We start from the raw sequence: 12,748 nt of genomic DNA on the forward strand, positions 1-12,748 counted from the left end.
ATTCATCATCAAATTTGAACAAGGAAATCTGGAGCAATCCTATAAAATTGCAGAAATTGACATCATAGGTGGCGTAGATGGTGTTTTTGAATTGCTTGACGAGGAATTTCTCAAAAGCGTGACTGATCAGTTCGCGTTAATGCGTCAATCATTTAACAGTGCATACAGTAGATACGAATAGCGATAATTATGTTAAACTATTTTTATTTTGCAGCTTTTTGGGTTTGCCAGATTGTTTCCTCTATCCTATTTAAACTGGGGGGGATTCACCCGAAGTATAAATGGGTAGCCTTAATTGTTGGAAATGTTATTTTGCTTTCGGCAAGTTGGTTTCTTATCCAACTATTTAAAAATGTCTCTCAACCTATTGTGATCGCATTATGTTCAGGCGGAACTTTTCTGACAGTTCAGTTGGCAATGGCACTTTATTTTAAAAGTCCAATAAGCTGGCAGCAGGTTGTTGGTATGTTTGTTATTATTGTGGGGATGGTAATGATCACTTTTGGTGGTAAAGATCAAGTAGTCTAAAAGCTATTTATCCAGTAAAATTGATGGGTTTTATTTGTTATAATAGAACTCATCAATTACAAGCGTGCTAGCAAGTTGTTGATTAAAGCGGTCTAAATCAGCTATTTTTCCAGATATATCGTACATTACTTCCAATTTTCCATTGATTTTCTCAATTACACGACGCGTGGTTTTAATTTTGTAATCTAATGCTAATTGCTCAAACTCATGCAAATGGTAAAATTCATTTGAGCTAAATTTGATATGTAGCGAACGGATAAGATAATAGCGTGCCAAGAAAATTTCAATGCGTTGGAAAAGCGCAAGGATCATAACCATAAAAATCGCAAAAGAAATAGCATAAACTAATTCCCCTAACCCAGCAAACATACCTATACCAGCTGTTGCCCATATAACGGCAGCGGTAGTCAGACCACTTACAGACAATTTACCCTTAAATATTACTCCTGCTCCAATAAAACCAATACCGGTAACGATATTGGCTGCGACACGATCTGTACTATCGCCAATAAATAGACAGGATACAATCGTAAACATGGCAGAGCCAAAACAGATCAGCACCACCGTACGGAATCCAGCTGATTTATTTCTGTATTCACGTTCAAAACCTATTAAACTGCCGCAAAAAATTGAAGTTATGGCATTTAGCAAAGGCTTACTACTCAAAAAATCAATAATGCTTTCCATCTTAAATTCTGTTTAACGATATCGGAGGAACTCCAATTGGAAAAAATGGAGTTCCTTATTCTTGTTATAAATAAGCGTAAGTTATTCCGTCTCCACCACGATCTTGATGCTCGTCTTCAAATCGGCTGACATGACTATATTTACGTAAGTAATCACGAATGAATTTCCGTAAAATACCATCTCCCTTGCCGTGGATAATTTTTAAGGATGGATAGCCTACCATGACCGCTCTATCCAGTACTTTCTCCAATTCATTCAGTGCATCTTCGGTACGCATTCCTCTGACGTCAATTTCAGGATTAAAATCCGCAACAGTTCCAGCTGACAATGATTTAGATAAACTTTTAGCGGATTTCTTATTTTCCCGTCCTTCGAGCTTAATGACATTTTTTCGTTTCTGAACTGTGCGCAATTCTCCCATTGCAAGAATCAAATTGTTTTTTGCTATTTCAACAACTTGTGCTTCCGCTCCATTGTCAATAATCTGTACCCAGTCACCTACGGTCAGTTCGGAGGATTCCGTTATTTTCTCTTTGATGACTTGTTTAGTCACTTGCTCTTTTGGCAAAACGGCTTTCAAAGCTTGGTCCAGATTGCTGCGCAGTTCACGGGTTTTCTCCTTATCAGCTTTCGCCGACTTGATCTGTGCAACCGTATTTTCAATTAATTTATTGGAGTTCTTGATGATTTCCTGAGCCTCCTCTTTGGCTTTTTTCAGTATAATCCGTTTATTTTCCTCAAGATAACTTTGTAATTCCAGGTACTCAGATTTAAGTGATTCAAGTTCTTTTTCCCTTTTATTGATGGCAACTTTCGTATCAAACACCTCTTTTTTTTCCCGTTCGAGGTCGATCAACAAGGTATCTACCTTTTTTTGTTGTACACCGATTTTCCCTTTGGCAGCCTCCAGAATATCTTTTCCCAATCCTATTTTCTGTGCAATTTCGAAGGCATAGGAACTACCGGGTTTACCGATCTGGAGAATATACATTGGGCGCATCTCGCGGTTATCGAATAACATAGAAGCGTTCTCCAGACCCGTCGTATTGCTCGCAAACACCTTTAAGTTTGAGTAGTGGGTGGTAACCACACCTCTAATCTGTTTTTTATTCAAGGATTCCAATACGGCTTCGGCGATCGGTCCACCGAATAAAGGGTCTGTTCCCGTGCCAAATTCATCAATAAGCACCAGCGTGCGTCCACTGGCAAATTCAGTAAAATACTTCATTTTGGATAGGTGTGCACTATAGGTACTTAGGTCGCTCTCAATAGATTGGTCATCACCGATGTCGGCAAATATCTGCTTGAATACGCCTACTTTCGTCGTTGGCTCAGCTGGGATCAATAAACCCGATTGTACCATGATCTGTAGTAAACCTACCGTCTTCATACAGACTGACTTACCACCGGCATTTGGTCCAGAGACAACAATTACACGTTGCGACTGGTCGATCTGTATATTCAATGGAACGACAGTACCTTTGTGGTGTTCGTTAAGTATGAGTAAAGGGTGGCGCGCATTGATGAGATTGATCTCAGCTTCTTTGGACAGTTCCGGCATCTCGGCCTCAATATCCAAGGCAAACAATGCTTTGGCCCGAACAAAATCGACCTTGGTCAATAAGCCATGATAAGACAGCAATAATGGGAGATGCGGGCGTACCTTATTTGTGAGTTCCACAAGGATTCGGATAACCTCCCTCCTGCGCTCAAATTCAAGATCCCTAATTTTATTATTGAGCTGGAATACTTCTTCTGGTTCAATATAAGCTGTTTGTCCTGTTGCCGATTCATCGTGAATCAGTCCTTTGAGCTTTCTTTTATTTTCAGCCAAGATGGGAATACATAGACGTCCATCGCGTACAGTCAAATTGCCATCCGCTGTCCACCCGCTGTCCTGCGCATTTTTGAAGATACTATTTATGCGCTTGAGCGCATCTTGTTCTGCCCGTTGTATTTGTTGAGTGATCTCAAGTAATAGACGAGAAGCATTATTTTTGAGTTTTCCTCGCTCGTCGATGACCATTTCAATATCACGGATGATCCCTTTTTCTATCGGTAAATGCTCAAATAGCAATTCCAAATTCGGATAGAGACCTTCCCTTTCATTAAAATAGCGAATGATGGCGTAAACAGTCTTCAAGGACAACAGAACGCGGAAAAACTCTTCTTCAAGCAAAAAGGCACCTTCCACCCTCGCCTTTTCGATAATGGATTTTAAGGGGAAAAAATTCTCGACTGGAAATGCCCCATCGTTGACAAGAAGATCTTTAAATTCACTCGTCTGCCTTAAAAAACGATCTATCTGATCAAAGCGAGTTTGTGGCTGAATTTTCTCAACAAGCTCACGACCTGATTCGCTCAGGCATTTTTGTTTTATCTTATCTTTTATCTCGGAAAAGCCGAGTTTATCTATCGCATTTAATGGATATACCATAAAAATATATTCTTTGATGGTTAAAGTTTTGATGCAGGCTTTAATGCCTGTGGTGGAGTAAGAATAGGTTTTTCAAGCCTTTGCTCCACTTGTTTTGGCGCCACTGCAGTGTCCTTTGCCGCACTACCAGGTGTCGTTGTTGGGGACACAGCGTTGCCCGTTGAAACAGGTGGCTTTATTCCAGCAGGCGCATTTGTACCAGCTGTAGAAAACTGATTCATCAGGTAGCTGTCCAAATTGATACCAGTTTTTAGCTGGAAAGTTTTGTTAAACAATGAAGATGCTTCTTTAAAACTGAATTTGTCTTTAGTTGGTTTGTAATGAATCAATGCGTTGATACGTTCTTGAGACTGTTGTTGTTGTCGCATGACACGATTGGTACTATCCTGGATTCGTGCATTGACGATAGAATCTCTTGTACGGATTGAATCCTGTTTTTTTCGTTCGATATCCGTATAGAACTTATTCTCCTTGGTAAGATTATCCTCCACTTTCTTGTAGATCGCCGACATGACCTCCGCATCTTTACCGTAATAGTCTAGGTTCTTTTTAAAAGAAACGGAATCCAGTCCGTATTTATCAAAAGTCACCTGATACAAAGGCAGCATCACTTTGCGTGCACTATCAATAGGCAAAATATTGAGATATGAATCTGTCAATTGGATTTCTGTCAAAGCATTTACAAATTTGCTTTGTGAGATAATATCCTTCTCTTCTGGTCTGACACAGGAACCCAATAAAAAAATCACAGCAAGTAGATTCAGTATTAATCGTAGCATTTCGTAGTTTTGTACAAATTTACAAAAAGCACCGACATTTGGCACTTTTTACATCATCAAACTATATCGGAAATGAGTATTGCGAGTAATTTAGAAGCTTTAAGATTGGAAACTGAGGCTAAAGGCGTTAAGCTTGTAGCAGTTTCAAAGACAAAGTCCAATTCAGAAATCATGGAAGCCTATGAGGCTGGACAACGTATTTTTGGTGAAAATCATGTTCAAGAATTAATTGAGAAAGCAGAGCTTTTACCCAAAGATATTCAGTGGCATATGATCGGACATCTACAAACAAATAAGGTGAAATATATTGCCTCATTTGTTAGCCTGATTGCTTCTGTAGATTCCTTAAAGCTGTTAAAGGAAATTAATAAACATGCGTTAAAAGCTAATCGGACCATTGATTGTTTATTGCAAATTTATATCGCTGATGAAGATACCAAATTCGGTTTGGATCATGCGGAATTGATCGAGCTACTCCGGGATGAGGAGTTTCTAGCATTAAAGAATATCCGAATTTGTGGCCTAATGGGAATTGCATCCAATACAGACAATGAAAAGGTGATCAAAGCGGAGTTTTATGAATTAAAGATGTTATTTGATGGTGTTAAAGCTAGCTTCTACCGGAAAGATGATTATTTTAACATACTTTCCATGGGAATGTCATCGGACTATAAATTGGCGATTGAAGAGGGATCAACTATGGTTCGTATCGGAAGTACAATCTTTGGTAAAAGAGTAATAAAACATTATAAAAACAATGACTAAACCAATTATACGTGCAGCAATTAAGTCCGATTGCCCACAAATGCTTGAGCTAATCAAAGAATTGGCGATCTATGAGAAAGCACCGGACGAAGTAACGGTTTCCCTTGCGGAGTTTGAAGAAGCGGGATTTGGACATAATCCTATTTGGGGTGCATTTGTGGCGGAAGTTGGCGAAGAAATTGTTGGAATTTCATTATATTACGTCAGATACTCCACATGGAAAGGAAGAAGACTTTACCTGGAAGATTTAATCGTTACCGAGAAAATGCGCGGACTGGGAATGGGTAAGCAACTTTTTGACAGGACGCTTGCCTATGGTAAAGAATGTGGTTACCATGGCATGGTATGGCAAGTTTTGGACTGGAACGAATCTGCCATAAAATTCTACGAGCGGTATAAAGCTGATTTTGATTCGGAGTGGATTAATGTGTCAATCACTTATTAAATTAGAGGGGAAACAATCAATTCAATGCGGTTTTATCTTTTTTTTAAAATATTATCTATAGGCTGTTTTTTGTCTTCGTGTCAAAACAAAAGTGTATCACCTTCCCTAGCTCAGACTAGGGATACACTCTCCTATCACAAAAAAATGGTTAATGAGCATAGTAATTATTTTCTAAAAGGAGAAGATCAATTGGATACTACTTATTTCCGGGCTAGCTATCCGGTGTTCGATGAAGCCAAAATCAATGATCTTGTTTCATCTACTGTTCATCTCGAAGGGGATACCAGCATGGAAGAAGCCGCCCATCGTTTTATCAATGCTTACAATGAATATGTGGATGATAACAATGGTAAATCTACTGCAACCTGGAATCGAGATCTTCAGGTTGATGTAGTTGCAAATACACCCGTTTATCTGGCGATACGAACAAAACAGGAGGAATATACTGGCGGAGCTCATGGCGACCATGTAACCTTATATTCAAACTTTGATAGGCAGTCTAATAGTCCCATTACAATTGACGATATTATTCGTAAAGAAGATAAAGATAAATTTATCACAATCGCAGAACAGTGTTTTCGTAAGCAAGAGAGGCTGCATAAGGATGATTCCTTAAATGGAAAATATTTTTTTGAAGGTGGTAAGTTTTCGCTTGCAGATAATTTTACATTTGAAAAAAACGAACTATTATTTTATTATAACATCTACGAAATTAAATCTTACGCAGAAGGCGGTACGGAGCTGCGTATTCCCTATTCAACTTTTAAAGATCTAATGTCAGAAAAAGGATTACATTATATCAATAGTATCAATTAGCAATCAACTAAACTCAAAAAATTAAATGCAGGTTTTTAAATTTGGAGGTGCATCGGTAAAGGATGCAGAAAGTGTCAGAAATTCAGCAAAGATTATTTCGAAATACAAAGGTGAAGCTTTGTTGGTCGTTATCTCTGCCATGGGTAAGACAACAAACCTTCTGGAGAAATTGACCAGAGAATATTATAATAATACGGGCTTGCAGTTTCAAACCCTTGAAGAAGCCAAAGCATTTCATTTTCAAATTCTTCAGGACCTATTTCCTGGAGGTGAACATCCTATATTCGATGAAATTGCCAACTGTTTCGTCGAGATCGAATGGATTTTGGAAGAGGATCCGCAAGACTCCTACGATTACCTATTTGACCAGATTGTGTCCATGGGCGAATTGATCTCGACGAAAATTGTCGCGGCCTATGTTGCCTTTATTGGGGAGAAAGTAAAGTGGGTAGATGCGCGTGATTATATATTGACCGATAATACCTACCGCGAAGCTGCCGTAGACTGGAGCAAAACAGAAGAGAAAATCCGTGCTGAACTTCCATCCATATTGGACGAATATATTGTCATTACGCAGGGCTTTTTGGGGTCCACATCGGAGAATTTCACAACAACTTTAGGTCGTGAAGGTTCCGATTATTCAGCAGCTATATTTGCGTCATGTTTAAATGCTGAAAATGTAACAATCTGGAAAGATGTTCCGGGGGTTCTAAATGCTGATCCCAAATGGTTTGAAAAAACCGAATTGATTCCCGAACTGTCTTATACGGATGCGATCGAACTTACCTATTATGGTGCGACTGTCATTCATCCGAAGACAATCAAACCGTTGCAGAATAAGAAAATTGCCTTAAATGTGCGTTCTTTTGTTGATCCAACGTCTCCCGGAACGATAATTCGAAGTACAAATCAGACATTACCAGTTCCCTCATTTATATTTAAAGTAAATCAGATTTTTATTTCCATCTCGCCACGCGATTTTTCTTTTATCGTGGAGGATAACCTCAGGGATATCTTCAACCTGTTCCATGAACATCGTATAAAAATCAATATGATGCACAATACGGCGATCAATTTCACCGTCTCAGTGGATGATACTGGAAAGAACTTGGTCGATTTAATTAATGATCTTGAGCAACGATTTAAAGTGACATACGAGTCTGGTCTTGAATTGATAACTATCCGTTATTATAATCAGGAAACGATCGATCGTGTTTTGGTTGATAAGGAGGTGATCAGTGAATTAAAGGATAGATATACTTGCCAGCTTCTCGTTAAGAAAATATAAATGAATAGATTGATTCTTCAAAAGGAGGTGCAGCTGTTTTTGGAAAAACACCTGAATGAGTCTCCTGCTAAAATGGCTTTAAAGAAATCTCCTTTTGAAGGAATATCGTCTTCTGAACTCGCGACACAGCTCGATGGTAAGCAACGTACTTGGATTAAAATCCCCTTATGGGCAGCGACTCCAGGTGTCTATTTTCCTGCTAAATTAAACCTAGAACAGTGTTCTTCTGAAAAAACGGCATTATTTAAAAGTTCGCTTATTCAGGAAGGTACAAATTTAATTGATGCAACCAGTGGTTTTGGTGTTGACAGCTTTTACTTTTCAACGCGGGCAAAGCAAGTGACTTCATGTGAGCTCAATCCTGATCTTGCGCAAATTTCTTCGTATAATGCAAAAATATTGTCCGCAACAAATATCAACGTTGTTGCGGCGAATGGTGTAGATTACATACTTAGCCGTTCGGAGGAGCATTTTGATTATATCTATCTGGATCCTTCGCGCAGGGTTCAAAATAAAAAAGTATTTTTATTGGATGAATGTGAACCCAATTTGGTTGCGCTGCAAAACGATTTTTTTGAACGATCTGATGTTATTATCAGTAAGCTCGCGCCATTATTGGATATTTCTTCGGCATTGAGTATGCTAGTTCATGTAAAGGATGTATATGTGGTGTCCTTGCAAAATGATTGTAAAGAGCTTATTTTTATTCAGAAGAAAGGCTACGAAGGCGAACCAGTCATTCATGCTGTCCGACTGTTCAGAGAGCAACAGCAGGTAGTCTCTTTCACCTATGCAGAAGAACGTGCAACCCTTGTGGATTATGGTGTCCCCCTATCCTATCTCTTTGAACCCGATGTGGCCCTGACCAAAGCTGGGGCGTTTAAAACAATTGCTAGTCGTTTTGGGTTGAAAAAACTACACAAAAGCACTCATTTGTATACCTCCGATCAGAAAATCCCTGATTTTCCCGGGAAAGTATTTATAATTAAGAAGGTGGAATCTTTTACAGAATTTAAGAAAAAGAAAAGTCCGCTGATAGCTGATATTATCGCTAAAAATTTTCCGCTAAAAACAGAGGAGATCAAAAAGAAGTTTAAGATCAAAGATGCGGGTGACACCTTCATCTTCTTCACAACAGTGCTGAATGATCAGCTTATTGTCATACATACGCAGCGAATTCTAGAATAGACAATTTGATTACAATTGTCCTGTTTCTTCTCCGTAATTTTAATGCATGGATAAAATCGTATTATCAGCATTAGATTTAGCTCCTGTCAAAAAGGGAGAAAATGCAGCCAGTGCTATCGCTCGCAGTGTAAAGGTTGCCCGACATATCGAAAAACTAGATTTTAAAAGAATCTGGGTTGCCGAACACCATAATATGGAATATATTGCCAGTTCGGCAACCTCGCTACTTATACAACATATTGCTTCGAATACTGACCGGATCAGAGTGGGTTCGGGCGGTATCATGTTGCCTAATCACGCTCCCCTAGTGATCGCGGAACAATTTGGTACATTGGAAACGCTATTTCCGGGGCGAATTGATCTTGGTTTAGGTCGGGCACCGGGTACTGATCAATTGACTGCAATGGCCTTGCGAAGAAATAACCTAAATACTGCATTTCAGTTCCCGCAGGAGGTCAAAGATCTTCAACGTTATTTCAGTATCGATAATTATGATGCAAAAGTGCGTGCATTTCCCGGTGAAGGATTGGAAATCCCTCTTTATATTCTGGGATCTAGTACGGATAGCGCTTATTTAGCAGCCAGTTTAGGACTTCCCTACGCCTTTGCGACACACTTTGCTCCGGCTCAATTTGCCTCAGCGAGTATGATCTATCATCAGAATTTTGTACCGTCGGAGGTATTGGATAAACCTTATTTTATTTCCTGTGTCAATGTTATCGCTGCAGACAGCACCGAAGAAGCCGAGTTTTTGTCTACTAGCTTCTATAATTTATTTGCTGGTATTGTAACGAATACAAGGAGACCCTTATCTCCACCGACTGAGGAAGTAATTTATAAAGGGATTCCAGCCATTGAACAAGCCGTACAAAGCATGGCCTCCTATGCTTTTGTGGGGGATAAAAACAAGATCGCCCCAGAAATAGAAAAATTTGTCAAAGATCATAAAGTCGATGAAATTATGGCTACTTCCTATATTTTTGACGATGAAAAATGCCTGCAATCATTTTCCTTGCTTAAGGAAGCACTCGCCTAAGGTGTCTTAGAGACTTATATATTGTGAATTTTTATATATTTAAATAAAAATTCACAATATATGAACTGTTATTCTGCTTTTACCTTATTGGTTGGGCTATTACTCATCCAAGCTTGTCATAGTCCCACGACGAATAAAGAGGATACCCCGATAGATTCAGTTGCCACGAAAGATAGTTCAGCTCTATTGTCAAAAGACAGTACGGACTTGTTAATTTCCGCATCAGCCGATAGCTCAAAAGGACAGATTTTTTTGGTGCGTAGTTATCGCATCTGGGAAAAAGAGGATCCCACTGCTGTATTGAATAAGGATTGGTTTGATCTCTATGAGCGCGAGGGAAAGTATTACCTGGACAAAGTGGAATATGAAATAAAGGATGGGTATGATGAATGTGCTCAGGTCCCTTCAAAAAGTGTCGAGTCCAAAAGAAATTCGCTTTTGTTTCTACATATAAAAGGATTGAAGACAGGACCTTTAGAAAGCATGCAGATAAACCATTCGGAGATATGGCCCAAAGAATCTGTAGAATATAATTTCGGAAAACAGCATATTATCCTGAAAGGATTTGGTGATATTAAATCGACCGAAGTACAGACCGACGAAAAAGGGCATGAAAAAATATTTCACGAAGTATCCAAATACAAGCTTAATGCCACTTTTGGTGGAGCTCATGAAATGACATTATTTCAAAAGGATCAATATGAACATGTGTTTATGTCCACCCAGTTTGTTGGGGATATAGATCGTGATGGGCAATTGGATTTTATCTTTTCCAATCCAAGTAACTATGAGGAAGAAGCGCTGCTTTTGTTTCTTTCTAATGGCGGAAAACCGTTGATTTTCGAGGCGAATGAACAATTTGATTGTTAATTTAAGATCATGGAAAAAATAAATTTAGTGCTGCATCAAATGAAGTCCATTCATCGGGCTTTGATTGCAATTTGCGTTTTTACCCTTGTATATCTCTTCTCTCCGATTAAATCCTTGACATTGTTAAGCCTGCTTTTGTGTTGGTTTGGCTTTTGTATTTCTTATATATTGGTCTCCTGGTATACGTTTTATACCATGCCGGTATCCACAATCGCTAAGAAAGCACAACAGGAAGATGGTAGCCGGCTTTTTGTATCCTTATTTATAATATTAGTTACGATTAGTTGCTTTATTTCGGTATTGATGATCATTATATCAACTAAGGATAAACTGCTTGATAATTCATTTATTATTATTATCTGTATGCTTGCTATGCTGGCTTCATGGTGCTTGGTTCATACTATATATACATTCCATTATGCGCGTTTATATTATGAAAATGATTCTAATGGAAGTGGCCTGGAATTTCCGGGCGATGATAAACCGGATTATATGGACTTTGCCTATTTTTCATTTGTCATGGGTTGTACATTTCAGGTATCTGATGTTGATATCTCTTCAAAAAAAATCAGAAGGATTGCGTTGCTCCATGGTCTGCTGTCCTTTGCGCTGAATACATTTGTGGTAGCATTGACTATCAATATCATTTCCGGTCTTATCAATTGAGATTTTAATCTAAAAACCGTATTTTAGTCAAAATTTAATCACATGAAGTTGTTTAAGCCCTTAATCGTGTTTTTTTTATGCCTTATTACAGTTGTATCATGTAAAAAGAATGAAACACCTGATGCTGATGGATCTGCCGGAATTTCTGGAAGTTTTATTGGCAGGGTTCAATTTCAGGACAACTCCTTGTCTGTTGATCGATCCAATAGATTGATCCGCATTCTACCTGAAGGAGGCAGCCAATCGTTTAAAATTGAGTTCTTTACCGGAGTGCCAAATATTACAGGGGTTCGTTTCGAAAAGTTTAATGATACTACCTGGATTTCAAACGATACCATAAAACTGAAAGATGTGAAAATTAGGGGTAAGCTTTTGACTATTAATTACCAATTGGACGGCCAAACTTGGAATGTAATTGATGCTATTCGTAAATAATAATCAATCTAAATTGTCATAATAACTTCATTTTTCGTTGTGAAAGTATTTCCTTATCGCTATATTTAGTCAAGCATAAGGAAAAGAGAAATGAAACACATCAAAAAAATTGGAGCAATTGCTTCTGTATTTGCCATAGTCATCGCCTTGAGTGGATTTAACTTCCAGCAGGAAAAACCTCAGGAAGAACCCAAACCTACAAATTTAAAAGTCTTACCGAAAAATATCTCACATGACGAACTGATCGCGACAATGAAAGAGTTTAATGTCGCGTTGGGTGTAAAGTGTGGATTTTGTCATACGCCATCAAAAGAGGATCCTAAAAAGTTGGATTTTGCGAGTGATGAAAACCACAAAAAGGAAATTGGCCGGGCAATGATCAAGATGACACAAAAGATTAACAAAAAATATTTTAATCGTAGTTGGGATAGCTCACCGGCCAAAGCAATTTCCTGTAAAACTTGTCATGGCGGCAAAGAAGAGCCAGAAATGGTAATAGCGAAAAACTAATCAAACTATATATTCATGTAACACCATAAGATTTCTTATGGTGTTTTTTATTGCCTATTCTTTACTTATTTGTTGTTGTTTCGCTTAGTCCACAGGTTTTGAAACTGATCCACAAACTTTCGGTATGGTCCCTTGCTTGCCCTGTGACAAACAAAAAAAGGCTTTTCAATTTGAAAAGCCTTTTTTTGTTGTACCCGGAGCCGGAGTCGAACCGGCACGGTTTCCCACTGGTGTTTGAGACCAGCGCGTCTACCAATTCCGCCATCCGGGCATATCCGTTTGGGATGATGCAAAAGTA

Annotated in this window: 15 protein-coding genes and 1 tRNA gene; 12 read left to right on the forward strand and 4 right to left on the reverse strand. The window is 38.6% G+C overall.

Annotated features, from left to right (window positions below; all coding sequences use genetic code 11):
- Positions 1-181 (forward strand): hypothetical protein (locus B4A24_RS05880; protein WP_293943522.1); only part of this gene is annotated, 181 nt, incomplete at its 5' end.
- A gap of 8 nt (positions 182-189) precedes the next feature.
- Entirely contained in the window at positions 190-528 is a 339-nt protein-coding gene (locus B4A24_RS05885; protein WP_293943524.1) for a hypothetical protein, read from the forward strand.
- A gap of 30 nt (positions 529-558) precedes the next feature.
- Here B4A24_RS05885 and B4A24_RS05890 read toward each other — a convergent pair whose 3' ends face one another.
- From B4A24_RS05890 to B4A24_RS05900, 3 genes are all read right to left on the reverse strand, one after another.
- Positions 559-1,215, reverse strand: coding sequence for an MgtC/SapB family protein (locus tag B4A24_RS05890; RefSeq protein ID WP_293943526.1), 657 nt, complete (start codon positions 1,213-1,215; stop codon positions 559-561).
- Between the two features lie 64 nt (positions 1,216-1,279).
- Entirely contained in the window at positions 1,280-3,652 is a 2,373-nt protein-coding gene (locus B4A24_RS05895) for an endonuclease MutS2 (RefSeq protein WP_293943528.1), read from the reverse strand.
- A 20-nt stretch (positions 3,653-3,672) separates the two neighbouring features.
- Positions 3,673-4,431, reverse strand: a complete 759-nt coding sequence (locus B4A24_RS05900; RefSeq protein ID WP_293943530.1) for a DUF4296 domain-containing protein — start codon at positions 4,429-4,431, stop codon at positions 3,673-3,675.
- Between the two features lie 72 nt (positions 4,432-4,503).
- On the opposite strand from B4A24_RS05900, the gene B4A24_RS05905 reads away from it, so the two are divergent.
- The 10 genes from B4A24_RS05905 to B4A24_RS05950 all read left to right on the forward strand — a co-directional run bounded on the left by B4A24_RS05905 (position 4,504) and on the right by B4A24_RS05950 (position 12,450).
- Positions 4,504-5,196 (forward strand): YggS family pyridoxal phosphate-dependent enzyme, encoded by a 693-nt coding sequence (locus B4A24_RS05905; protein WP_293943532.1) that lies wholly within the window; start codon positions 4,504-4,506, stop codon positions 5,194-5,196.
- Complete coding sequence (locus B4A24_RS05910) at positions 5,189-5,641, forward strand: GNAT family N-acetyltransferase (RefSeq protein ID WP_172394100.1); 453 nt, start codon at positions 5,189-5,191, stop codon at positions 5,639-5,641. Before B4A24_RS05905 ends, B4A24_RS05910 begins: the two co-directional genes overlap by 8 nt.
- Before the next feature lie 144 nt (positions 5,642-5,785).
- Positions 5,786-6,457 carry a DUF3298 and DUF4163 domain-containing protein gene (locus B4A24_RS05915; protein ID WP_293943534.1) on the forward strand — a complete coding sequence of 224 codons (672 nt, stop codon included), beginning with the start codon at positions 5,786-5,788 and terminating at the stop codon, positions 6,455-6,457.
- Positions 6,458-6,482: 25 nt separating this feature from the next.
- Positions 6,483-7,745, forward strand: coding sequence for an aspartate kinase (locus tag B4A24_RS05920; RefSeq protein ID WP_172394098.1), 1,263 nt, complete (start codon positions 6,483-6,485; stop codon positions 7,743-7,745).
- Positions 7,746-8,933: a class I SAM-dependent methyltransferase gene (locus B4A24_RS05925; RefSeq protein ID WP_293943539.1), complete on the forward strand. Its 1,188-nt coding sequence runs from the start codon at positions 7,746-7,748 to the stop codon at positions 8,931-8,933.
- Positions 8,934-8,979: 46 nt separating this feature from the next.
- Positions 8,980-9,969 (forward strand): LLM class flavin-dependent oxidoreductase, encoded by a 990-nt coding sequence (locus tag B4A24_RS05930; RefSeq protein ID WP_293943541.1) that lies wholly within the window; start codon positions 8,980-8,982, stop codon positions 9,967-9,969.
- Positions 9,970-10,029: 60 nt separating this feature from the next.
- The gene (locus B4A24_RS05935) at positions 10,030-10,839 is read left to right on the forward strand and encodes a hypothetical protein (protein ID WP_293943543.1); all 810 of its coding nucleotides are present in this window, start codon (positions 10,030-10,032) and stop codon (positions 10,837-10,839) included.
- A gap of 9 nt (positions 10,840-10,848) precedes the next feature.
- Positions 10,849-11,505 (forward strand): DUF1345 domain-containing protein, encoded by a 657-nt coding sequence (locus tag B4A24_RS05940; RefSeq protein WP_293943545.1) that lies wholly within the window; start codon positions 10,849-10,851, stop codon positions 11,503-11,505.
- A 42-nt stretch (positions 11,506-11,547) separates the two neighbouring features.
- Positions 11,548-11,940, forward strand: a complete 393-nt coding sequence (locus B4A24_RS05945) for a hypothetical protein (protein ID WP_293943547.1) — start codon at positions 11,548-11,550, stop codon at positions 11,938-11,940.
- 90 nt (positions 11,941-12,030) lie between these two features.
- Entirely contained in the window at positions 12,031-12,450 is a 420-nt protein-coding gene (locus B4A24_RS05950) for a c-type cytochrome (RefSeq protein ID WP_293943549.1), read from the forward strand.
- Positions 12,451-12,641: 191 nt separating this feature from the next.
- Here the strand turns inward: B4A24_RS05950 and B4A24_RS05955 are convergent.
- Positions 12,642-12,721, reverse strand: a tRNA-Leu gene (locus B4A24_RS05955).
- Positions 12,722-12,748 lie beyond the last annotated feature (27 nt).

It is taken from the genome of Sphingobacterium sp. UBA7249 (genome assembly GCF_002472835.1).
Lineage (GTDB): Bacteria > Bacteroidota > Bacteroidia > Sphingobacteriales > Sphingobacteriaceae > Sphingobacterium > Sphingobacterium prati.